General features: G+C 70.1%; 22 protein-coding genes and 2 pseudogenes. 17 read left to right on the forward strand and 7 right to left on the reverse strand.

Features of this window, described 5'->3' with window-relative positions:
• Positions 1-308 precede the first annotated feature (308 nt).
• Positions 309-551 carry a hypothetical protein gene (locus tag ABZ876_RS00570; protein ID WP_361772268.1) on the forward strand — a complete coding sequence of 81 codons (243 nt, stop codon included), beginning with the start codon at positions 309-311 and terminating at the stop codon, positions 549-551.
• Positions 552-934: 383 nt separating this feature from the next.
• Here the strand turns inward: ABZ876_RS00570 and ABZ876_RS00575 are convergent.
• A pseudogene (locus ABZ876_RS00575) lies at positions 935-1,255 on the reverse strand (site-specific integrase); the annotation flags it as partial.
• A gap of 90 nt (positions 1,256-1,345) precedes the next feature.
• Between ABZ876_RS00575 and ABZ876_RS00580 the strand changes: the two are divergent.
• The 4 genes from ABZ876_RS00580 to ABZ876_RS00595 are packed head-to-tail and all read left to right on the forward strand — an operon-like array spanning position 1,346 to position 3,530.
• A complete protein-coding gene (locus ABZ876_RS00580; RefSeq protein ID WP_361772270.1) occupies positions 1,346-1,666 on the forward strand; it encodes a WXG100 family type VII secretion target in 321 nt (106 codons plus the stop codon).
• A 22-nt stretch (positions 1,667-1,688) separates the two neighbouring features.
• On the forward strand, positions 1,689-2,150 hold the full coding sequence (locus ABZ876_RS00585; RefSeq protein WP_361772272.1) for a hypothetical protein: 462 nt from the start codon (positions 1,689-1,691) through the stop codon (positions 2,148-2,150).
• Positions 2,151-2,197: 47 nt separating this feature from the next.
• Complete coding sequence (locus tag ABZ876_RS00590; RefSeq protein WP_361772274.1) at positions 2,198-3,127, forward strand: hypothetical protein; 930 nt, start codon at positions 2,198-2,200, stop codon at positions 3,125-3,127.
• A gap of 19 nt (positions 3,128-3,146) precedes the next feature.
• The gene (locus tag ABZ876_RS00595; RefSeq protein ID WP_361772276.1) at positions 3,147-3,530 is read left to right on the forward strand and encodes a hypothetical protein; all 384 of its coding nucleotides are present in this window, start codon (positions 3,147-3,149) and stop codon (positions 3,528-3,530) included.
• 337 nt (positions 3,531-3,867) lie between these two features.
• On the opposite strand, the pseudogene ABZ876_RS00600 reads toward ABZ876_RS00595, so the two are convergent.
• Positions 3,868-4,065 (reverse strand): annotated as a pseudogene (locus ABZ876_RS00600) (IS5/IS1182 family transposase); the annotation flags it as partial.
• Between the two features lie 157 nt (positions 4,066-4,222).
• Here ABZ876_RS00600 and ABZ876_RS00605 point away from each other — a divergent pair.
• Positions 4,223-5,020 carry an SMI1/KNR4 family protein gene (locus ABZ876_RS00605; protein WP_361772278.1) on the forward strand — a complete coding sequence of 266 codons (798 nt, stop codon included), beginning with the start codon at positions 4,223-4,225 and terminating at the stop codon, positions 5,018-5,020.
• 101 nt (positions 5,021-5,121) lie between these two features.
• Here ABZ876_RS00605 and ABZ876_RS00610 read toward each other — a convergent pair whose 3' ends face one another.
• From ABZ876_RS00610 to ABZ876_RS00620, 3 genes are all read right to left on the reverse strand, one after another.
• A complete protein-coding gene (locus ABZ876_RS00610; RefSeq protein ID WP_361772280.1) occupies positions 5,122-5,487 on the reverse strand; it encodes a helix-turn-helix domain-containing protein in 366 nt (121 codons plus the stop codon).
• Positions 5,488-5,600: 113 nt separating this feature from the next.
• Positions 5,601-6,899, reverse strand: a complete 1,299-nt coding sequence (locus tag ABZ876_RS00615; protein ID WP_361773840.1) for a DUF5933 domain-containing protein — start codon at positions 6,897-6,899, stop codon at positions 5,601-5,603.
• A 382-nt stretch (positions 6,900-7,281) separates the two neighbouring features.
• On the reverse strand, positions 7,282-7,482 hold the full coding sequence (locus ABZ876_RS00620) for a DUF2191 domain-containing protein (RefSeq protein ID WP_361772282.1): 201 nt from the start codon (positions 7,480-7,482) through the stop codon (positions 7,282-7,284).
• A 217-nt stretch (positions 7,483-7,699) separates the two neighbouring features.
• Between ABZ876_RS00620 and ABZ876_RS00625 the strand changes: the two genes are divergently transcribed.
• The 4 genes from ABZ876_RS00625 (at position 7,700) to meaB (ending at position 13,164) form a co-directional block, all read left to right on the forward strand.
• The gene (locus tag ABZ876_RS00625; RefSeq protein WP_361772284.1) at positions 7,700-8,047 is read left to right on the forward strand and encodes a hypothetical protein; all 348 of its coding nucleotides are present in this window, start codon (positions 7,700-7,702) and stop codon (positions 8,045-8,047) included.
• Positions 8,048-8,177: 130 nt separating this feature from the next.
• Entirely contained in the window at positions 8,178-9,986 is a 1,809-nt protein-coding gene (locus ABZ876_RS00630) for a methylmalonyl-CoA mutase subunit beta (RefSeq protein ID WP_361772286.1), read from the forward strand.
• Positions 9,986-12,163 carry a methylmalonyl-CoA mutase gene (gene scpA / locus ABZ876_RS00635; protein ID WP_361772288.1) on the forward strand — a complete coding sequence of 726 codons (2,178 nt, stop codon included), beginning with the start codon at positions 9,986-9,988 and terminating at the stop codon, positions 12,161-12,163. Before ABZ876_RS00630 ends, scpA begins: the two co-directional genes overlap by 1 nt.
• Positions 12,164-12,168: 5 nt before the next feature.
• The gene (gene meaB / locus ABZ876_RS00640; protein ID WP_361772290.1) at positions 12,169-13,164 is read left to right on the forward strand and encodes a methylmalonyl Co-A mutase-associated GTPase MeaB; all 996 of its coding nucleotides are present in this window, start codon (positions 12,169-12,171) and stop codon (positions 13,162-13,164) included.
• 213 nt (positions 13,165-13,377) lie between these two features.
• On the opposite strand, the gene ABZ876_RS00645 is transcribed toward meaB, so the two are convergent.
• Positions 13,378-14,541, reverse strand: a complete 1,164-nt coding sequence (locus ABZ876_RS00645; RefSeq protein ID WP_361772292.1) for a Ku protein — start codon at positions 14,539-14,541, stop codon at positions 13,378-13,380.
• 42 nt (positions 14,542-14,583) lie between these two features.
• Here ABZ876_RS00645 and ligD point away from each other — a divergent pair, with 42 nt between their 5' ends.
• Complete coding sequence (gene ligD, locus ABZ876_RS00650; RefSeq protein ID WP_361772294.1) at positions 14,584-15,471, forward strand: non-homologous end-joining DNA ligase; 888 nt, start codon at positions 14,584-14,586, stop codon at positions 15,469-15,471.
• Between the two features lie 53 nt (positions 15,472-15,524).
• Here ligD and ABZ876_RS00655 read toward each other — a convergent pair whose 3' ends face one another.
• Positions 15,525-16,328 carry a nuclease-related domain-containing protein gene (locus ABZ876_RS00655; protein WP_361772296.1) on the reverse strand — a complete coding sequence of 268 codons (804 nt, stop codon included), beginning with the start codon at positions 16,326-16,328 and terminating at the stop codon, positions 15,525-15,527.
• A gap of 97 nt (positions 16,329-16,425) precedes the next feature.
• On the opposite strand from ABZ876_RS00655, the gene ABZ876_RS00660 reads away from it, so the two are divergent.
• The 6 genes from ABZ876_RS00660 (at position 16,426) to ABZ876_RS00685 (ending at position 22,433) form a co-directional block, all read left to right on the forward strand.
• The gene (locus tag ABZ876_RS00660) at positions 16,426-16,932 is read left to right on the forward strand and encodes a dual specificity protein phosphatase (RefSeq protein ID WP_361773843.1); all 507 of its coding nucleotides are present in this window, start codon (positions 16,426-16,428) and stop codon (positions 16,930-16,932) included.
• A gap of 190 nt (positions 16,933-17,122) precedes the next feature.
• On the forward strand, positions 17,123-18,505 hold the full coding sequence (locus tag ABZ876_RS00665; protein ID WP_361772298.1) for an FtsW/RodA/SpoVE family cell cycle protein: 1,383 nt from the start codon (positions 17,123-17,125) through the stop codon (positions 18,503-18,505).
• Positions 18,502-20,082 carry a penicillin-binding transpeptidase domain-containing protein gene (locus tag ABZ876_RS00670; protein ID WP_361772300.1) on the forward strand — a complete coding sequence of 527 codons (1,581 nt, stop codon included), beginning with the start codon at positions 18,502-18,504 and terminating at the stop codon, positions 20,080-20,082. The genes ABZ876_RS00665 and ABZ876_RS00670 overlap by 4 nt, the downstream gene beginning before the upstream one ends.
• 247 nt (positions 20,083-20,329) lie before the next feature.
• Positions 20,330-21,259, forward strand: coding sequence for a diiron oxygenase (locus ABZ876_RS00675; RefSeq protein ID WP_361772302.1), 930 nt, complete (start codon positions 20,330-20,332; stop codon positions 21,257-21,259).
• An 86-nt stretch (positions 21,260-21,345) separates the two neighbouring features.
• Positions 21,346-22,071, forward strand: a complete 726-nt coding sequence (locus tag ABZ876_RS00680; protein WP_361772304.1) for a TetR/AcrR family transcriptional regulator — start codon at positions 21,346-21,348, stop codon at positions 22,069-22,071.
• 47 nt (positions 22,072-22,118) lie between these two features.
• The gene (locus tag ABZ876_RS00685; RefSeq protein ID WP_361772306.1) at positions 22,119-22,433 is read left to right on the forward strand and encodes a hypothetical protein; all 315 of its coding nucleotides are present in this window, start codon (positions 22,119-22,121) and stop codon (positions 22,431-22,433) included.
• The last annotated feature ends 65 nt before the right edge of the window (positions 22,434-22,498 follow it).

Here is a 22,498-nt window from a genome sequence, read left to right on the forward strand (position 1 = left end):
GTTTGTGCAGGCGTATGCGGCCCGGAGCGGGCGTATGTCGGGGTCTGTAGACGGGGCGTGGACGGGATCTTGGGGCGTTGCCGCAGGTGATGAGCCTGATCCGAGTCGAGCAGGCCTGCCCCTCGCTATCGTCGTTCTGGCCTGTAGGCCCGCTGGGGCGGGGGCGCCAGGCTGGCGGCGAGAGCTGTCGAGGCCGCCATCAATCGCCGGCTCCAGGCAGGCGAACAGACGAGTTAGGGGGACTCATCATGGACCTATCCGCTGTGGCCGTTGGGCTGATCACCGCTGGAGGAACTCTGGGCGGAGCGATGTTCAACGAGCTCGCCAGCCAGAAGCGCGAAAAGCGTGCTGATCAACAACGCGCCCAGGACCGCGACGACAGAGTCCAGCAAGCAAGACGTGATCTGTATGCCCGCCTGAACGCCACCGCTCGTGCGTATCGGGTCGCTGCCCGAGATGCAGTCCGGGCAACGGAGCGAGGTGAAGACGTCGATTCTGCGCTCCTCGACGCTGCCAAAGAAGCCTGGGCGGAGGAATACTCTCAGGCGTAGATGGCACTGTCGAAGGACCTGTTGGAAGTGACCTCAGCCCTGAATAGGGCTCTCGGCGTCGGATACACCCTCGTGAAGCAGTTGCCGATCAGCCTCAGCCCAGATGCCGCATACAGCCGGGCGAATGCTTGGTTCAGCGGCCCGCTGTCCGACGGCGTGTATCTACTGCGGGTCGCCTTGCGACATGACCTCGGCGTCGAGGTAAAGCCTGACTTCGAGCGGTCTCGCATGCGGGGTCTCGCTGCCCTCGACAGTGAGCGAAGAAGCGTTGAACGCCAACTCCACTCAGAGCAGACCCGAGCCAGCCGGTCCGCATGACGCACAGACCAGACGCCGAGGCCCCTGGGCAGGACGCTCAGGGGCCTCACAAATGATCGGGTCTGTCACTCGCATTCGCGCAGGAGGTCCTTGATACGCCGGTTGACGACGTTTTGCCGTCCGTCGAGGCACTTCGCGTAGCGGGTCACCAGGACCTCAGCGCTGTCGCCGGCACGCTCGATAACCTCGGCGGGATCAACTCCGGTGTTGAGCCACCTCGACAGCGCCGAGTGCCGAAGGTCGTACGGCCTACTCGCGAGCGGCGAGGCCGCGACAGTCGGCGGGAGCGCCAGGAGCCGAGCCTCTTGCCACACACGGTAGTAGGCCGAGGAAGGGACGACTGAGCCCTTCTCGCTGAAGAAGAGTCGCCCGTCTTCCGCCGTGCCTGGCTGAATCGGGTCCTGCCAAGCCGAGGACAACTCGCGCCCCTCTTAGGATCAGATGTACACACAGGCAGTACGGGGAGGGAACGGCCTATGGGGGCGTCCGGCGACATATCGATCCACCCGGACGAGATCACGGCACAGGCGCCGACGTTCGCCGCTGGGAGCGACGACCTGACCAACGCCTTGCGCCGGCTGCAGAGTTCACTCGACGGGCTGGGCGCTCCTTGGGGCTCCGACAAGCAGGGCGCTCAATTTGGCGCTGCCTATTCTCCGCAGGACGACGTGGTTCTCAAGGCCCTGGGCATCCTCGTCGCCGGGTTGAACAGCATCCACGAGGGCCTGACCACGCATGCGGCGAACCACGCTGACACCGACGCGCACAATGCGGCGATTCTGAACCACCTGCGCTGAGTCCTACGGGGGATCGACGGGGATGAGTGAGTCCGAGGCAGCCAAGGTTGTCCGGAAGACCACCGGCATGTGGTGGCCCGACGGCGACAGCGGGAGACTGCGGCATGCCGCCGACGCCTGGCGGACCCTGGCCGAGGTGATCGACGAGGTGACCGCCTCAACCAATCGCGCCGCGCAGACCGTGATCGGCGGGAACTCGGGGCCGGCCATCGACGCCTTCGGGCATTTTTGGTCGCGCTACTACGCAGGCGGCAAGGGCTGGCTGCCGGACACAGCCCAGGCCTGCCGTCAGCTGGCCCAGGCGCTCGACGACTTCGCCGACGAGATCGACAAGGCGGTTCACAAGCTGGAGGAGGAAGCCGCGATCGTCGGCGGCTCCCTGGTCGTCGGCACTGCGCTGGCCTTCGTCACTTTCGGCGCCTCTGAGGCCGTCGCCGCGGGCACCGCGGCCGGGTCGTCGCTGCCGCGGACGCCATCGGCGTAGCCGTCTCCGAGTCCATCGCCTCCATCGCCGCCACCACCCTCACCGGCGTGGCCTTCGGCGTCGCCGAATCGGTCACCGTCGACCTGGCGGTCGCCCAGCCCGTCCGTGTCGCCTTCGGCGACGGCGGCTTCTCCGGCACCGAACTCCTCTCCTCCGCCGAGATCGGGGGACTCACCGGCGGCGTGACCGGAGGACTGGGCTCGGGCGCACGCGCCGCCGCGGAGGCCGCCGACAGCGCCGAGAACGCCTCCACCGCACTCAACGCCGTCGGAAGAATCTCCACCGGGCTTGACACCGCCCCCGGTCGGATGGCTTTCGGCGCCGCGGTGGCCACAGGCCAGGACGCGCTGTTCAACGGCGGCCGCATCAATCCCCTCAACGTCGCCCTGGGCGCCGTCAGCGGCGCCGCCGCCAAGAGCGGAACCACGACCGAGAAGCTCGGCACCCGCCGCGAGCAGGCCTGGAGGAACTCGGAACAGTCCACCTACGCGGCCCCACCGAAAACCCCGGGCGACGGCGTCTTGCCAACCGGTGATCCCGTCTACCACCGCTCCGGCTCCACGGCCGTCGGCTACGACCGGGCCACCATGAGCAACTTCGACAAGGTTGCTCCGAAACCCGGCTACCACGACGTCGTCGTCCATGGGAATCCGCAGGGCTACTTCGAACCCGGCCGCATCAACCCCGCAGGGAACGACTTCCCCGGAGGAGAGTCTCACCCGTCGCACATCGTGGACGCCATACGCAACAACCCGAACTACGACGGCGGGCCGGTACGACTTATCTCCTGCCACTCCGGCACGGTCGACCCCAGCGCCGACGCACTACCAGCAGCGCAACAAGTTGCCAATCAGCTCGGCGTCCCCGTCAAAGCGCCCACCAAAAAGGTCGGCATTATGAGGGGTGGAGGCGATGGGCAAGAGCCCATCATCTTCGACGGAGGCTACTGGCGGACCTTCCTCCCGCTGGTTTCCTAGAGACAGGACGAAGGACAGCATGAAGATCCTCGGCTTCTACGCAGAGCTGTGGGGCAAGCACGCCGGCACCCCGGACGGGCCCATCCGCAACTTCGTACGGGAGGCGCCGGAACCCGACGAGCAGAAAATCCTCGCCTACCTGAAGGCCGGTCACGAGATCTTGAGCGTCATGGGGAAGTCCGACGACGTGCTCGGCAGCGGAGAACAGATCCTCGGTGGTGACTCCCTGTTCACCGATGGCGAGTGGGTGTGGCGCGGAGACCTCCGCTTCTACCTCCACGGCTACCACGTCGCCCTCCCCGCGGAGTTCCTCCAGTCGATCCGAGCCACGAACTATGCACGTCCTCATCTCCAGCCCGAGCGTGTCGATGAGATCTGCGACGCCGCCAGAAAGATCATCTGAGCCCGACTACACACCGAAACATTCGGCTTCACACCTGCGACCGAGCCCCCTCCGAATGGAGGCAATTGGCAACACGACCGTTTGAATGACCGACTTCCCGCCGTCGACCAGCGGTTCTGCCCACCTCACGCTCCGAGCGCCCCGGCCGGGGCCCCCACTATGAGGTGCCCAAAGACCCCGTCATCTGCGGAAAAGCTGAGGCGGGGGTCTGCGTGTTGCGCAGCCGTATGCCGCCCTGAGCGGCCGTATGCCGGGATCTGTGGACGAGGCGTGGACGGGACCTTGGAGCATCGCCGCAGGTGACGTCCGGGAAAGGGGCGAACAGCGGCACGAGCTACCGCATGGTGAGGTTCGTGCGGTAGTAGACAGTCACCAGGAGCACCCGTTCAGCCAGTGGCAGCCGCCACGGACGGCCCCATCCACAGCTCTCGCCGCCCCGTTCCCGGACCGCTTTCAGCAGCCGCCCGAACTGATCCGCACGCAGGCCGGTGAACGTGTACACCCACGTCCGCTCAGCCGTCAACACACCATCCATACAAGGAAGGTGCTCCGATCAGCGGCCTTCTGCAACACCCTTTAGCCCATACCCGGACACTTTCTCGCCGTCACCGCCATTGCGGCGACCCTCATATGCCACCGCAGACTCGCTGAATGAACGTCCATTGTCAGTGCGGTGCGCTTCACTGTCCGCCATGGAGCTCACGCAAGCGACCGTCAACGACCTGCTGGCCCAACTCGGTCCGGCGGACGGCTACATGTATCTGTCCAGCGACCTGGACTCGCAGGATCTGACCGACCTGCTCGCCAGCAGGTACGGTGCCCCGCGCACCCTCGTCCTCGACGGCTTCACCGATCCGACGGTCGACGAGTCCAGGGGCGCGGCTCTCCTCGTTCCCTTCGAGGACCGGGCGGTGACGATACGGGCGTGGGCGTACGGGGATCAGTGGGTCGGCACGGGTACGGCGCGGGACGCGGAGGCGAGCGAGCGGCCGGTGCTGGTGGTCGCTCACAGGGAGGTGCCCGAACCCTCGGCGGTGGCTCCGGACGACGACGTCGACTGGATGGAGCGGCTGATACGGATCACCGGCTGGACACAGCCCGCCCAGCGGCCTGACGTGGACTGGGCGGAGGTGGAGTCGCGCCTGGGCACCGCGCTGCCGAGCGACTACAAGCGCATGGTCGAGACATTCGGCAAGGGCGCCTTCGACGGATATCTGGACCTGAACCAGGAGCCGTGGACGAGTCTCAGGGAGGACAGGCTGCTCATCTGGGCGGGCACTGAGCACGAGGACCTGTACTGCTGGAGGGCCGACGGCGACGACCCCGACCGCTGGCCCGTCGTGGTCCGGTCCTTCGACGGCGAGGACGTCCCCTTCGACTGCCAGGCCGCGGAGTTCGTCTGCCGTATCCTCGTCGACCTGCACCACCCGTTCACGATGGCCCGCTATTTCGACACCCACTGGTTCATGAAATACCGGGAAAGCGACTGATCAAGCCCCGCCGCCGACGGCATCCGCAGCCTGCGCATCGCCGCGGGCTCCGCTCAAGCTGATGCGGGCCGCCACGCGTCGGACAGGCACGGCACAGGGCATCAACTGTCCCGGCGCACCCGGCTGAAGCCGGTGGTGTTCTGCGGGCCCAGCGCGGCACCGCAGCGGTCACGCGTCTGGTGCCGGTCAGGTTGGCCGCCACAGGCGTCGTGCGTGACCGTCACGGGAGGCCCGCCCGGGGCCGGGTAGTACCTGTCTCCCCACTGCAGCAGATGGTTCAGCCCGGGCCACAGATCGAGGCCCTTGTCGGTCAAGACGTATTCGTAGCGGTCCGGCCGCTCCTGGTAGAGGCGGCGTTCCAGGACGCCGTGCTCCTCGAGCCGGCGCAGGGAGCAAAGCGCGAGGCGGTCGTGGTCCGACGGCGACGCAAGGCTGGGGCGCCCCGGTTCACCGGACCCGGTACTCACGGACACTGCAGGCGCACGGCCGCGGTTCGCCCGCCGGGTGGTTGAGCAGCGCGCCGTGCGGAAGTCGGCGCTCGGCGACCGGTGGATCGCGGGCGAGGAACAGGGGGAGGCACTCAAGCTGGTTCGGGTTGCGGTTCCGGTTGCCGCACTGGTGCAGCCGTCGGTTCCCACAGTCTGGTGGTCCGTACGTAGCCGTGGACCACTGATGTCATCGCCAGAATGAGAAGTGGCCCGAACACCCACGGATGTCTGGCCATCTCCATCGGCAGATAGCGATATGACAGCAAGAGCGCGGCGAAGACCGTTGCGCCGTAGATGACCAGCTGGGTTCCTGACCGGTCCCAGCCGCGTTCGAGCGAGCGCAGCCCTGCCTCGATCGTGAGGGTGAACACCACGCCGGCAACGAGATCCGCGCCGTAGTGGTAGCCGAATCCCAGCGTTGCGCCGAGCGTGGCAATCAGCCAGAACGTGCCTGCGAATCGCAGGATCCGTGGGCTTTTGCGGGTATGAATGAAAATCGCGGTGGCCCACGCCGTGTGCAGGCTGGGCATGCAGTTGCGTGGGGTGATCTCGTCGAATGCCATCGGGTGCGGCGTATGGAGCGGTGGCGGCGTGTGCGGCCACAGGTTGGCCACCGCCCAGTGCGCGCCGCCGGTGCCGAAGGCGCCGGTGCCGTAGGCGAAGACCGGTCCGACCACCGGGAAGATCATGTAGATGCCCGGCCCGAGGAGGCCGATGACCAGAAAGGTGCGCACCAGATGGTGGCCCGGGAAGCGGCGCTCGACCGCCACGTCGCGCAGCTGGTACAGCGTGACGACGACCGCGGCCACCGCAAGCTGAACGTAGACGTAGTCGAGAACATGGGCGCCGATCGGGCCGGTGGCCGCGACGATCCGGCCTGCCAGCCACGATGGGTTGCCCAGCGCGTGATCGGCGATCGACACGTACTGGTCGAGCACCGCCGGGCGGGTCTTCGACGTGATGAGTAGCCAGGTATCGCCGGTCTTGCGGCCGGCCACCAGCAGCAGGCCCAGCCCGACGCCCTTCAGCAGCAGGACACGTTCCCGGCCCGTGCGCCGCGTGACGGCGATGACCGCATAGCCCAGGATCACCCACAACGCGCCGTTGCCGAAGGGGTGGCCGTCGGCCACCTTCGCACCGGCCGCCCATCGCACCAGAAGGAAGGCGATGTCGATGCCGATCGCGGCACCGGCCGCGATGAACCGTTGCCGCCAGGTGAGCACCACCATCATCAACGCCATGCTGGCGTACAACAATGGCCCTGATTTGGGCGGGAATATCACCTCTTGCAGCTGGTTGGTGATCGGCCCCGGCAGGCCGTAGTGGCGCGCGGCGATCTCCAGCACGATGAGGAATCCGAGGACCACCGCACCCGCCGCGGCCCACAGCACCACCCGTGGCCGACGCCACGCGGTGAGCTTGATGCTGTTGCTTATTCGCGAAAACACCCGCGACGTTGTAGGTATCAATCGTTTGGCCGATTTGTTAGATGTTGGTTAAATAGGTCGCTTTCATGCCGGATAGAGCGGTTTTCCGGTGAAGGACGGGCGATGAGGGCGCTCGTCGTGATTCGATCATGTTATCGGAACGGTGCGGGTGGATTTCGCTCGTCACGAGTGGCGCGAAGGTCCGTCGATCCTGGCTCGATGGTCCGGCGTCTCGGGAATGACCGAAAAGCCTTCGCCGCACGGTGGGCATCGGCGGCATCGAACGCACCCGGTCACTGCCGCCTCCGCGACTACCGGGGAGGCCGGAGGTGAATGTGGACCTGCCTCAGCCCTGCGGATCCTGTGCCTTGACGTCGAGCTCGCGCAGGCCTTGATCCTTGAGCTCGGTGCGGGCCTCCGTGCGGTGGCCACGGGCGATGTAGTCCCGCACGATCGCCTCGATCGCGTCCTGGGGCGAGCCGATCCCGGCCAGCACCATCGCTTCCACCGCCAGCTCGGCGTCGAGACTGATATTGACCTTGGCCACGGTTCCCCCTTATCGCGTCGTATCCGCACCGCACCCTAGCCACTCATGGATCCGTGGCGGGCGCCAGAGATTCGATCGCAACCGGCGTGATGGACGCCCGGTGCCGCCATGGGTGACGATCCCGGCCGGGGGGGGCAGAGGGGATCATGGAGGTCGTTACCACCGTCCACCAAGGCGAGGCGGCGCTCGACGTCGTCGAGGAGTTCGTGCATCCGCGGTGCGGCACGGCCGTGCGCTGTGCCATCCCTGTCCGGAGCACCGGGCACCGGGGACGCAGCGCTCGCGGGAGTGGCTCGCCGGTGCCGTGCGGATCACGGGTGTCGTGGGCGCGCCGGCCGCGCGGGGCGGTGGTGTGGGCACCCGGCTGCCGGACGTCCTGCTGCTGCGCGCCCTCGACCACCGCCCATGGACGGTGACGGGCCATCAGGACGGCACGGCACTGGACTTCTTCCGGTGCCGGGGCCGGGGCCAGACCGCGTTCCCTCCGCCCGGAGAACGGCCTGCCCCGGTTGTCTTGCCCGCCCCGCGGCACCCGGCACTCGCCGACGCGTGCCCGATGCCGTAGCGGCAGGGCGGTCGCCTGGACCTCAACGGAACCTTGCTCACAGACCTGAGGAGGCCAAGGTCCACGAGGAGTGCAAGGTCACAGCCGTGCCCTCTGCTGCTCCTATGTGCCTGTGTCCTAGCATCCGAGCATGACGGTCCTGCCTGACGACGGGCTTGAGCTGGCCGGCGAGTTCCCTGACGTGCCCCACGAGCAGTGGCAGCGCCTTGTGGCGGGTGTCCTGCGCAAGTCGGGCAAGGACGTCGAGGGCGCCGAGGCCGAGGAAGCCCTGTTCACCGCGTTGGAGGACGGGCTCACCACCCGGCCGCTGTACACCGCGCGCGATTCCGCGCCCGAGCCGGGCTTCCCGGGGTTCGCGCCCTTCGTGCGCGGCGGCCGTGCCGAGGGGAACACGGTCGGCGGGTGGGACGTACGGCAGCGGCACACGGTGGCCGACGGCAGCGCGGTGCTCGCGGACCTGGAGAACGGCGTCACCTCCCTCTGGCTGACCCTCGGGGAAGGCGGCATCCCGGTGCCGGCGCTCGGCAGGGTCCTCGACGGCGTCTATCTCGACCTGGCACCCGTCGTCCTCGACGCGGGGCGCGATGTCGAGCCCGCCGCGCGGGGGTTGCTGCGGCTGTACGAGGAGCGGGGCGTCGCCCCGGAAGCGGCGCGCGGCAACCTGGGCGCGGATCCGCTCGGCCACGAGGCCCGTACCGGGCAGCGTGGCGAGTTCGCGCCGGCGGCCGGTCTTGCGCTGCAGTGCGCCGCGGAGTACCCGGGGCTGCGGGCGCTGACCGTGGACGCGCTGCCGTACCACGAGGCCGGCGGCTCGGCCGCCCAGGAGCTGGGCTGTTCGCTGGCCACCGCGGTGGCGTATCTGCGGGAGCTGACGGACGCGGGGCTGAGCGTCGAACAGGCGTGTGCACAGCTGGAGTTCCGGTATGCGGCGACGGCCGACCAGTTCCTGACGATCGCCAAGCTGCGGGCCGCGCGCAGGCTGTGGGCGAGAGTGGCCGAGGTCTGCGGGGCCCCGCGTGCGGGGGCGCAGCTCCAGCATGCCGTGACCTCGCCGGTGATGATGACGCGCCGCGACCCTTGGGTGAACATGCTGCGCACGACCATCGCCACCCTGGCCGCAGGGGCGGGCGGGGCCGACTCGGTCACCGTGCTGCCCTTCGACCACGCCCTGGGCCTGCCGGACGCGTTCGCACGGCGTATCGCCCGCAACACCTCGACGATCCTCATCGAGGAGTCGCACCTGTCCCGGGTGATCGACCCGGCCGGCGGTTCCTGGTACGTGGAGCGACTCACCGACGAACTCGCGGACGCAGGCTGGCAGTTCTTCCGGGGGATCGAGCGGGCCGGCGGGCAGGCGGCCGCCCTGCGGTCGGGGCACCTCGGGCAGGAACTGGCCGACACCTGGCAGGCTCGTACCGGCAAGCTGGCCAAGCGGCGCGAGCCCGTCACCGGCGTCAGCGAGTTCCCGAACCTCGCGGAGAAGCCGGTCGTGCGTGAGAGCGCGCCCGAGCCGCCGTCCGGCGGGCTGCCGCGTGTGCGCCGCGACGAGGCGTACGAGACGCTGCGCGCCCGCTCCGACGCCCACCTCGCCGCCACCGGCTCCCGCCCCCGGATCTTCCTCGCCGCGATCGGCCCGGCCGCCGCGCACACCAACCGCCTCACCTTCGCCTCGAACCTCTTCCAGGCGGGCGGGATCGAGCCCGTCACGGAGGGCACGTTCGAGGACAGCGGCGCCGCAGAGGTCTGTCTGTGCTCCAGCGACACGCTGTACGAGGAGCGGGCCGCGGCGGTGGCCGCGGAGCTGAGGTCGGCGGGTGCCGCGCATGTGTTCCTCGCCGGGCGTCCCGGGCAGTACCCCGGTGTCGACGCCTATGTCTTCGCCGGCTGCGACGCCGTGGCCGTGCTCTCCGCCACCCTCGACCGCATGGGAGTGTCCTGATGGGAATCCCCGACTTCTCCGGAATCGAGCTGGGGACCCCGGCCGCCGACGGCGGCGCCGACGAGTGGCGTACGGCGGTCAAGAGGGCGGCCGGCGGAGACGACCTGCTCTGGGAGACCCCGGAGGGCATCCCGGTCAAGCCGCTCTACACCGGCCGCGACCTGGAGGGCCTGGACTTCCTGGGCACGTATCCGGGTATCGGGCCGTATCTGCGCGGACCGTATCCGACCATGTACGTCAACCAGCCGTGGACGATCCGCCAGTACGCCGGTTTCTCCACGGCCGAGGAGTCCAACGCCTTCTACCGGCGCAACCTGGCGGCCGGCCAGAAGGGCCTGTCGGTCGCCTTCGATCTGCCCACGCACCGCGGCTACGACAGCGACCACCCGCGGGTGACCGGTGACGTCGGCATGGCCGGCGTGGCGATCGACTCGATCTACGACATGCGGCAGCTGTTCGACGGCATCCCGCTGGACCGGATGTCGGTGTCGATGACGATGAACGGCGCCGTGCTGCCCGTGCTCGCGCTGTACATCGTGGCGGCGGAGGAGCAGGGCGTGCCGCCGGAGAAGCTGGCGGGGACCATCCAGAACGACATCCTCAAGGAGTTCATGGTCCGCAACACCTACATCTATCCGCCGAAGCCGTCGATGCGGATCATCTCCGACATCTTCGCCTTCACCTCGCAGCGGATGCCCCGCTACAACTCCATCTCGATCTCCGGCTATCACATCCAGGAGGCGGGTGCGACGGCCGACCTGGAGCTGGCGTACACGCTCGCGGACGGGGTGGAGTACATCCGGGCCGGCCGGGAGGCGGGCCTGGACGTGGACGCGTTCGCGCCCCGGCTGTCGTTCTTCTGGGCGATCGGCATGAACTTCTTCATGGAGGTCGCCAAGCTGCGGGCGGCACGGCTGCTGTGGGCGAAACTGGTCAGGCAGTTCGAGCCGAAGAACGGCAAGTCGCTCTCCTTGCGCACCCATTCGCAGACATCCGGCTGGTCGCTGACCGCGCAGGACGTGTTCAACAACGTCACGCGTACGTGCATCGAGGCGATGGCGGCCACCCAGGGCCACACCCAGTCGCTGCACACCAACGCCCTCGACGAGGCGCTCGCGCTGCCCACGGACTTCTCCGCGCGCATCGCCCGCAACACGCAGCTGCTCATCCAGCAGGAGTCCGGCACGACCCGGGTGATCGACCCGTGGGGCGGCAGCGCGTACGTGGAGAAGCTGACGTACGACCTCGCTCGCCGGGCCTGGCAGCACATCCAGGAGGTCGAGCAGGCGGGCGGGATGGCGCAGGCCATCGACGCCGGCATCCCCAAGCTGCGGGTGGAGGAGGCCGCGGCCCGCACCCAGGCCCGCATCGACTCCGGACGCCAGCCGGTGATCGGCGTCAACAAGTACCTTGTGGACAGCGACGAGCAGATCGAGGTCCTCAAGGTCGACAACTCCTCCGTACGCGCCCAGCAGATCGAGAAGTTGCGGCGGCTGCGCGCGGAGCGCGACGAGTCCGCCTGCCGGGACGCGCTGGACGCGCTGACCCGGGCCGCCGGCGGCGGCGACGGCAATCTGCTGGAGCTGGCGGTGCACGCGGCCCGCGCGAAGGCGACCGTCGGGGAGATCTCCGACGCCCTGGAAAAGGTGTACGGCCGGCACGCGGCGCAGATCCGTACGATCTCCGGCGTGTACCGCAACGAAGCAGGAGAGTCCTCGTCCGTGGACCGCACGCGCACCCTGGTGTCCGCCTTCGCGGAGGCCGAGGGCCGGCGCCCGCGGATCCTGGTCGCCAAGATGGGCCAGGACGGCCACGACCGCGGCCAGAAGGTGATCGCCACCGCGTTCGCCGACCTCGGTTTCGACGTGGACGTCGGCCCGCTGTTCCAGACCCCGGCCGAGGTGGCCCGCCAGGCCGTCGAGGCGGATGTGCACATCGTCGGCGTCAACTCGCTGGCCGCAGGTCATCTCACCCTGGTGCCGGCGCTGCGCGACCAGCTCGCCGAGGAGGGGCGCGAGGACATCATGATCGTGGTCGGCGGGGTGATCCCGCCGCAGGACGTGCCCACGCTCCTGGAGATGGGCGCGGCGGCCGTCTTCCCGCCCGGGACGGTGATCCCGGACGCGGCGTACGACCTGGTGCAGCGGCTGTCGGCCGACCTCGGGCACGATCTCTGAAGCCCATGGCGACCGACCTCGGCACATATGTGAAGGGTGTCCTCGACGGGAAGCGGGCCGTCATCGCGCGCGCCGTCACGCTCGTCGAGTCCACCCGCCCCCAGCACCGGGCGCTGGCCCAGGAGCTGCTGACGGAACTCCTCCCCCACAGCGGCCGGGCGCGGCGGATCGGCGTCAGCGGGGTGCCCGGCGTGGGCAAGTCCACGTTCATCGACGCGTTCGGCACCTTGCTGACCTCGCTCGGGCACCGGGTGGCCGTACTCGCCGTCGACCCCTCCTCCAGCCGTACCGGCGGCTCGATCCTCGGTGACAAGACCCGCATGGAACGCCTGGCCGTGGACCCGGCGGCCTTCGTCCGCCCCTCCCCCACCGCGGGCACGCTGGGCGGAGTCGCCAAGGCGACCCGGGAGTCGATCGTGGTGATGGAGGCGGCCGGCTACGACGTGATCCTGGTGGAGACGGTCGGCGTCGGCCAGTCCGAGACCGCGGTCGCGAACATGGTCGACTCCTTCCTTCTGCTCACCCTCGCCCGCACCGGCGACCAGTTGCAGGGCATCAAGAAGGGTGTCCTGGAACTGGCCGACGTGATCGCCGTGAACAAGGCGGACGGCCCGCACGAGCGCGACGCCCGCGCCGCCGCGCGTGAACTGGCGGGAGCGCTGCGGCTGATGCACGGCAAGGACGCGGTGTGGACTCCGCCCGTGCTGAGTTGCAGCGCGCGGGAGTCGACGGGGCTGGACACCGTCTGGGAGCGCCTCGAACAGCACCGCACGCTGCTGGACTCGACCGGACGCCTCGTCGCCAAGCGGCGCGACCAGCAGGTCGACTGGACCTGGACCATGGTCCGCGACGAACTCCTCGGCCGCCTGCACGCCGATCCGGCGGTACGGTCTCTCGCTCCTGTCCTCGAACAGCAAGTCCGAGAGGGCGAGTTGACGCCCACACTGGCCGCCGAGCGCATTCTGGGCGCGCTCGGGAGCTCCGGGACGGACACGTTCTGAGCACCCGGATGTCCGGTCACACGGCCGGATCCCCGGATCAACGACCGGATGCGGCAGGAACGTGCCGCTGTTCCGGCCGATCCGCAGGGGGCGGACCTGCGGATCGGCCGGAAGGCCTCACTGCCGCACATCACCCGCGCTGCGCCTCAGTGCTGATGCTCAGTACCAGCGAACTCCGGGCCGCGTTCAGGTCGCTGCGCTGAGCCGCCCCCCTCACCCCGCCCGCTTGCGTCCCGCCGCCCTCTTCGCGGTCGAGGTCGCATTCTTCGCCGCGGCCGTCTTCTTCGCCGCCGTCTTCTTCTCCTTCCCGGCTCCCGTCGCGGTTCCGGTTCCGGTTCCGGTTCCGGTCGACTTCGACGCCGTCGACTTCTTCGCCGCCGCGGTCTTCTTCGCCGTAGCCTTCTTCGCCGTAGTCTTCTTCGCCGCCGTGGACGTCGGCTTCCCCTCGGCCGTCGTCTTCTTCGGTGCGGCCTTCTTCGTCGTCGCCTTCTTCGCCGTCGAGGTCGACTTCTTGCCGCCGACCTCCTTCGGGGCCGCACGCGTCGGCTTCCGGGACGGCAGGTGCCTCACCTCCGCCTCCCGGCCCGGCTCCCCGCCCCGGGACTCCCGCGCGGCGCTCACGCTCTTCTCCAGGGCCGCCATCAGGTCCAGGACCTTGCCGCCCTCGGGCTCGGGAGCCTGCGGGAGCTCCTTGCCCTCCGCCTTCGCCGTGATCAGCTGCTCCAGCGCCTGGCGGTACTCGTCGTGCAGCTCGTCCAGGTCCACCTCCCCCAGGGTGTCCATCAACGTGTCCGCCAGATCCAGTTCCCGGTCGCGGATGGGGACGTCGGCGTCCGGCGCCACGCCTTCCGGGGCCCGGATCTCGTCCGGCCACAGCAGCGCGTGCAGAGCGAGCACATCGTCGAACACGCGGAGCATGCCCAGCCGCTCCCGGCCCCTGAGCGCGTACTTCGCCACGGCCACCTTCCCGCTGCGCCTGAGCGCCTCCCGCAGCAGCGCGTAGGGCTTGGTGGCCGGGACGCCGTTCGCCGACAGGTAGTACGCCGTGTCCATCTGGAGCGGGTCGATCCGGTCGGCCGGTACGAAAGCCACGATCTCGATGGTCTTGGCGGTCGGGAGCGGCAGCTTCGCCAGATCCTCGTCGGTGATCGGGACGACCGTGCCGTCCGCGTCCTCGTATCCCTTCCCGATCTCCGCCGGCGAGACCTCGCAGTCCTCCAGCTCGCAGAACTTCCGGTAGCGGATGCGGCCGTCGTCCTCCAGATGGATCTGACGGAAGGAGATCGAGTGGTTCTCGGTGGCGTTCATCAGCTTGACGGGGATGCTGACCAGGCCGAACGAGACGGTGCCGTTCCAGATGGATCGCACGTGCCGCACCTTTTCCATCGATATTGGGCGGTTTCATGGGATTCTCATCGTATGACGCCGATCACAGAGGTGGAGGGGCGCCGGCTCGCGCTCAGCAATCTGAAGAAGGTCATCCATCCCGCGACCGGCTTCACCAAGGGCGAGCTGCTGCACTACTACGCGATCACCGCGGATGCGTTGCTGCCGCATCTGCGTGACCGCCCGCTGTCCTTCCTGCGGTACCCGGACGGGCCGGACGGCCAGCTCTTCTTCGCCAAGAACGTGCCGCCGGGTACACCCGACTGGGTCACAGCGGCCGAGGTGCCGCGCGCGGAGGGCCCCGCCCGGATGGTGCTGGTCCAGGACCTGGCGACCTTGATGTGGGCGGCCAACCTCGTCACCGAGTTCCACACCCCGCAGTGGCGCGTCGACACGCCCGACGTGGCAGACCGGCTGGTGTTCGACCTGGACCCGGGCACCCCGGCCACGGTCGTCGAGTGCTGCGGTGTCGCCCTGTGGCTGCGGGAGCGGCTCGCGGCGGACGGGATCGAGGCGTACGCGAAGACGTCCGGGTCCAAGGGGCTGCACCTGCTGGCCTCGGTGGAGCCGACGCCCTCGCAGCGGACGACCGAGTACGCCAAGCGGCTCGCCGTGGAGGCGGAGAAGGCGATGCCCCGCCTGGTCCTGCACCGCATGACGCGCAGCCTGCGGCCCGGGAAGGTCTTCGTCGACTGGAGCCAGAACGCGGCCCGCAAGACCACGGCGGCGCCCTACACGCTGCGGGCCCGGCGCGAGCCGACCGTGTCCGCGCCGGTGACCTGGGAGGAGGTGGCCGCCTGCGCGTCCCCGGGCGCCCTCGTCTTCCGCGCCCCGGACATCGCCCCCCGCCTCCAGGCCTACGGCGATCTGCTGGCCCCGCTGCTCGATCCCGCCCTTGCCACTCCACTGCCCTCCAGCTGACACCCCCCGAGTCGGTCACTTCTTGTTGCCGACCGACAGATATGCCGTGCCCGTCAGACTCCGACCCAGGTGTGCCGGTCCCGCGCCACCGCGTGCAGGGCCTCCACGTCGGCCGGCTTGAGTACGCCGCCCCGGCGGGCGAGGCCGGGCAGGTCGGCGTCCGTGAGCACGCGGACCTCCCGCGGCGGGACCGTGACCTCCAGGCGGGCGGGCTCGGTCACCGCCAGGACGGGGTGCACCTCGGCGGTCAGGGCGTACGAGGCCCGGTCCGCGTCCGCGCGCACCCGGCGCAGCAGCGGGTACGGCTCGCCACGGCCCACCGTCACCACCGGGTCGGCGACGAGGACGCGCTGCCTGCGGGCGTGGAGGGAGTACACCGTGAAGAGGCCGCCGGGCCCGATCACCAGGTGGTGGACGCGGTCCCCGCCGGGCAGCGGCACCGAGTGCAGGGTGCGCCAGCCCATGCCCTCGAGCTGGTCCAGCGCCTCCCCCACCGCCTGTTCGGCGAAGAGCGCCCGCCGCCGTGGGTCGGGGCGCAGCCGGTGCCCGGGCCCCGGATCACGGTCGAGGGCGATCAGCAGTGCCTCGCCGGGCCGGTTCGGCGCCAGGTCGTCGTCGGGGTGGAGGGTGAGTCGGGCCAGCTCGGCGGGGGTGGGGACGGGCGGCGGTCCCACGGTGACCGGGCCGGTCAGGAACGGGTGGAGGGCGGCCAGGACGTCCTGCCGCCGGTCCTCGCTGAGCAGGTTGACCCGGCCCGTGTCGCGGTCGTACCAGGCCACGTTCCTGCCGTCGGCACCGCATACGTACAGGCGTTCCTGGCCATGTCGCCAGGTCGGTATGACGCGCAGTCCGCTCATGCACCATCACCCCATGACCATGGGAACAGGCGGGGTGCTCCAGGGGCAAGAACCCGGTTACCTTTGTGAGCAGTTGGGGACTCGGTGGGAGGCGCCGTTGCGGACCCGCAGAAAGCAACCCGATGTTCCCGCTCCGGACTCCCCGTGGAGCGAGATCGTGCCCGGCCTGTGGATGGGCGGGCACGAATTCAAGGGGCGTTCCGGGGACCGGGAGTTCGCCGTCGTACGTGACCAGTTCGATCTGGTGCTGACCCTGCTGCGGCTGCCGGGATACGGGCCGGACGACGGGGTGGAGCATCATGTGTGGCCGATCCCCGACGGGCCGCTGGACGGGACGCAGATCGCGGGCGTGATACGGCTCGCACAGGCGGCCGACGACGCCCTGGAGGACGGTCGCAGGGTCCTCGTCCGCTGTTACCACGGGTACAACCGCTCGGGTCTGGTCGTCGCCCAGGCGCTGATGCGGGCCGGTCACACCGTCGACGAGGCGGTCCGGATGATCCGCGCCCGTCGCGGCCCCTGGGCGCTGCACAACGAGCTCTTCGTGGAGTATCTGCGGGCCGGCCTGAACACGGCCCGTCTGCTGGAGGAACTCGCGGAGTGACCCGATGCCGCCGCGGTCGGGCCCACCCCTTCCACAAGCACCGGAACAGCCCGATTAACCCCCTATAACGGGACATCACCTCCAGTCCCTTGCTACGTTCCGCACATGATCGTGCCTCGTACGCGAGGAACCCGGGCGACGCATGAGGCAATGAGCGACCCGAGGGAACCGAGGGACGGAGCAGGCGAAGATGGCGGACACGGCGGAGACTGCGGGGACTGCGGGGACGGCGCACACGGCCGTGGACACCCTCGCCCACGTCTCCCCGCGCCCGCCCTGGCGCCGTGGCATCGAATGTGCGCTCATCGTCCTCGCCGTCCTGCTCTCCGTGTACGGCTACTGCGCCGTCGGCCTCGCCCGCGACGGCGCCGTCCCGCCCGGCACCGTGCGCTACGGCGCCGGGCTCGGGCTGCTCGCGCTGCTCGCGCACGGCGCGGTGCGCCTGCGGGCCCCGTATGCCGACCCGCTGCTGCTGCCCATCGCCGTCCTGCTCAACGGCATGGGGCTGGTACTGATCTACCGCCTCGATCTGGAGACGCCCGGCAACCGGGCCGCCCCCGCCCAGCTGTACTGGTCGACGGTCGGCGTGGCGCTCTTCATCGCCGTGGTGCTGCTGCTGCGCCACCACCGGGTGCTCCAGCGTTACACGTATCTCTGCGTGGCCGCCGCGCTCCTGCTGCTCACCCTGCCGATCTTCTTCCCGGCGGTGAACGGCGCCCGGATCTGGCTCAGGGTCTCCGGTTTCTCCATTCAGCCCGGCGAGTTCGCGAAGGTGCTGCTGGCGGTGTTCTTCGCCGGGTATCTGGCCGCCAACCGCCATGCGCTGGCGTTGGCGGGCCGCCGTGCGGGGCCGCTGCGACTGCCCGCCGGGCGCGTCCTCGGGCCGGTCGTGGCGGTCTGGCTGTTCAGTGTCGGGGTGCTGGTCCTGGAGCGTGACCTCGGCACCTCACTGCTGTTCTTCGGCCTGTTCGTGGTGCTGCTGTACGTCGCCACGGGCCGTACCGGCTGGATCGCCGTCGGCCTGGTGCTCGCGGTCCTGGGCGCACTCGCCGTCGGGTGGCTGGAACCGCATGTACACGGCAGGGTCGCGGACTGGCTGCACCCCTTCGCGTCGATCGAGGCGGGGCGGGGCGCGGGCCAGCTCGCCCAGTCCCTGTTCGCGTTCGCCGCCGGCGGGGCGCTCGGCACCGGGCTGGGGCTCGGCCACTCGGTCCTCATCGGTTTCGCGGTCAAGTCGGACTTCATCCTGGCCACGGCGGGCGAGGAACTGGGGCTCGCGGGCCTGTCCGCGCTGTTCCTGGTGTATGCGCTGCTGGTGGAGCGCGGCTACCGGGCGGCCCTCGCGCTGCGTGACCCGTTCGGGCGCCTGCTCGCCATCGGACTGGCGTCGATCGTCGCGCTCCAGGTGTTCGTGATCGCGGGCGGGGTGACGGGGCTGATCCCGCTCACCGGCATGGCGATGCCCTTCCTGGCGCAGGGCGGGTCCTCGGTCGTCACCAACTGGATCATCGTGGCGCTGCTGATCCGGATCAGCGACTCGGCGCGCCAGTACGACGGAACGGCGGTGCCGTGAGCCTCCCCGACGATCTCGACTTCGCCCGGCAAGAGGGGACCCGCACCATCCGCCGGGCGGCGGCCTTGTGTGCGGCGCTCCTGGTCGCCCTGCTGGCGAACGCGACCCGGGTGCAGATCTTCGAGACGGAGCGGTACGGCGCAAATCCCGCCAACCACCGGGAGGCGATCGACCGCTACGGCCGGCCGCGCGGCGACATCGTGGTCGACGGACGGCCGGTGACCGGATCGCGGTACACGGGCGGGATGTTCCGCTACGAGCGCACCTACACGGACGGCCCGCTCTACGCGGCGGTCACCGGCTTCGCCTCGCAGCGGTACGGGACGACCCTGCTGGAGAACGCGCAGGACCCGTTGCTGGCGGGCACCGACCCGATGCTGTCGCTGTTCCCGTTGTGGAACGACCTGGTGCGCAAGCACCCACCGGGCGGTCATGTCGTCACCACCCTCGACGGGGCGGCGCAGCGTGCGGCCTACCGGTACCTGGCCGGGCGGACGGGCGCGGTGGCCGCGCTCGAGCCCTCGACCGGGCGGATCCTGGCACTGGTCTCGGCGCCGTCGTACGACCCCGGAGAGCTGTCGGGGGCCTCGGCGTCCGTCGCGGGGGCCTGGGCCCGGCTGAACGGGGACGCGACGCGGCCCATGCTCAACCGGGCGATCCGGCAGACGTACCCGCCCGGCTCCACCTTCAAGGTGGTGACGGCCGCGGCGGCACTGGACGCGGGAGTGGTGTGGGACCCGGACGAGCGGACGACGTCCCCGGACCCCTACCGTCTGCCGGGCACGACGACCTGGCTGCGCAACGAGACGTACGGCTGCGCGAACGCGTCCCTGCGGTATGCCTTCGAGTGGTCGTGCAACACGGTGTTCGCGAAGCTGGGCGTGGACGTGGGGGTCCGGACGATGGCGGCCACGGCGGAGGGCTTCGGCTTCAACGACCCCAAGCTGCGGATTCCGTTCCCGGTGGTGCCCAGTACGTTCGACCGGGAGCTGGATCCGGCGCAGCTGGCGCTGTCCTCGATCGGGCAGTTCGACACGAGGGCGACGCCGTTGCAGATGGCGATGATCGCTGCGGCGGTGGCCGACGGCGGCTCGGTGCAGGCGCCGTACCTGGTGGAGAAGACGACGACAAGCGCCGGCGACACGGTGGGCACGGCCGCCCCGCGCACCCGGTACCGGGCGATGAGCCCGGCGACCGCGGCGGTGCTGCGGCAGATGATGACCGACGTGGTGAGGGAGGGGACGGGCCGGACCGCGGCGATCCCCGGGGCCGTGGTGGGCGGCAAGACGGGCACGGCCCAGCACGGCGTCGGCAATTCCGGCAGGCCCTACGCCTGGTTCATCTCCTGGGCGCAGGCCCACGACGCGGCGGAGCCGGCGGTGGCGGTCGCGGTGGTGGTGGAGGACGCGGCGGGCGAACGCGGGGAGATCAGCGGCGGCGGGGACGCGGCGCCGATCGCGAGGGGTGTGATGGAGGCGGTGCTGGACTCACGGCCGGAATACGGGCCGAACTCAAACGGATCGGCGTCACGGCCGAGGTCCGGGACGAGCGCACGGCTGTCGCCCAGCCCGAAGTGAAACGCCCACCCGGGTCTTCGAACGAGACCGCGGGGTGAGACGGGCACTGCCGCCCGGTCCGTCTGCCCGGGGAGATGCGCTGCACGGGGTGCAACCGGCACGCCGGCCACCCGCCGATTGCCGCCACTCGGTAGACGCTACGTCAACAAGTGCCGTCCAGGGGATTGACGTCCTTACTGACAGGTAGTCTCATAAGATGTGACCGCCGGTAACGGCGGCCCGTGAGACGACGTGGTGGGGAACAGCGATGACGACCGTGACCGAAGCCGACGTGCTCCGCGACGCGCTCGGCCTGCTCAAGGACCGGGAACAGGTGGCCGAGCGGCTGCTCGCCTCCTCCGCCAGGCACTCCTTCGACCCGGACAGGGAACTGGACTGGGACGCGCCCTTCGAGGACGGCAAGTGGTTCTGGCCCCCGGAGCTGGTGTCGCTGTACGACACGCCGCTGTGGAAGCGGATGGGTGAGGAACAGCGGATCCTGCTCTCCCAGCACGAGGCCGCATCGCTCGCCTCGCTCGGCATCTGGTTCGAGGTCATCCTGATGCAGCTGCTGGTGCGGCACATCTACGACAAGGCGGCGACGAGCGCGCATGTGCGCTACGCGCTGACCGAGATCGAGGACGAGTGCCGGCACTCCAAGATGTTCGCCCGGCTGATCACACACGGCGGCACGCCCTGGTACCCGGTCGGCCGGGTCCACCACACGCTGGGCCGCGTCTTCAAGACGATCTCGACGACGCCCGGGTCCTTCACCGCCACGCTCCTCGGTGAAGAGGTCCTGGACTGGATGCAGCGGCTGACCTTCCCCGACGACCGGGTGCAGCCGCTGATCCGCGGGGTCACCCGCATCCACGTCGTGGAGGAGGCCCGGCACGTCCGCTACGCGCGTGAGGAACTGCGCCGCCAGATGCTGACCGCTCCCCGGTGGTCGCAGGAGTTCACCCGCATCACCTCCGGCGAGTTCGCACGGGTGTTTTCGGTCGCCTTCGTGAACCCCGAGGTGTACACGAACGTGGGTCTGGACAAGCGGGAGGCCGTGGCCCAGGTGAGGGCCAGCGGCCACCGCCGGGAGGTCATGCAGACGGGCGCGAAGCGGCTGACCGGCTTCCTGGACGACATCGGTGTGCTGCGGGGAGTCGGCCGGCGGCTGTGGAAGGCCTCGGGGCTGCTGGCCTGAGCACGGCACGCGGGCGGGCGACAACCGGACGGCCGCCCCCTGCGCCGGGTCCCCCTTCCTGCGCTGTCGCGATTACGCTGCGGGACATGACCTCCGAGGCTCCGACCCGCGCGTACCGCAGGCTCAGCGTCGAAGAGCGCCGCACCCAGCTCCTCGACGCCGCGCTGACCCTGTTCGCGCACCGCGCGCCCGAGGAGGTCTCGCTGGACGACGTGGCGGAGGCGGCCGGGGTCTCGCGCCCGCTCGTCTACCGCTACTTCCCCGGCGGCAAGCAGCAGCTGTACGAGGCCGCCCTGCGCTCCGCCGCGGAGGAGCTCCAGCAGTGCTTCGCCGAACCCCAGCAGGGGCCGCTCACCCGCCGCCTGGGCCGGGCCCTGGAGCGGTACCTCGCCTTCGTCGGCCGGCACGACACCGGTTTCAACGCCCTGCTCCAGGGCGGCAGCGTGGTCGAGACGTCCCGCACCAGCGCCATCGTGGACGGGGTGCGGCGGGCCGCCGCCGAGCACATCCTCAGCCATCTCGGCGCCGAGGAGCCGGGACCGCGGCTACGGATGACCGTGCGGATGTGGATCACCACCGTCGAGGCCGCCTCCCTGATCTGGCTCGACGAGGACAAGCAGCCGCCGGCCGACGAGCTGAGGGACTGGCTCGTGGAGCAGTTCTTGGCGTGCCTCGTGGCCGGCGCGGGACGCGACGCCCAGACCGCCGCCGTGGTACGGGCCGCACTGGCCCTGGAGAGCGCCGAGGGACCGGTCGGCGCGCTGGCCCGGCGCGTGCTGCCGGTGGTGGGCGACGCGGGTCACCTGCTGTGATCCGGTGCCGCGCGGGCCGGTCCGGCCCCGCGGAGGACACTGGTGTGGTGAAGAGCCAAGACACCCCGTTCGTGGGCGGCCCCCTGGACGGGCGCGTCCTTCCGGTCCTGCTCGGCCCGACCGGCCACCCGCCGAAGACGTACCGCGTGCCGGTCCCGGACGCGGTCGGCGGCCCGCCGACCGTCCTCGTCTACCGCCGCGTCCCGGCCGGCCCCCCCGGCAGGCTCGGCCTCCACCCCGGCTGGAAGTACGCGTACGACCCCGAGGGCGACACCGGCCGCCGTCTGCGGTGGCCCTGGTCCGCACCCCGCCGGAAGCCGGGCGGCACACCGCCCGGCGGACCGGACGCCACTGCCGGGTGACCTCTCTGGGCCGGTCCGACCACCGGAGGGGCGCCCGGCCGGCACGCGTCCCATCCTGCCGGTAC

It is taken from the genome of Streptomyces sp. NPDC046931 (genome assembly GCF_040644655.1).
Lineage (GTDB): Bacteria > Actinomycetota > Actinomycetes > Streptomycetales > Streptomycetaceae > Streptomyces.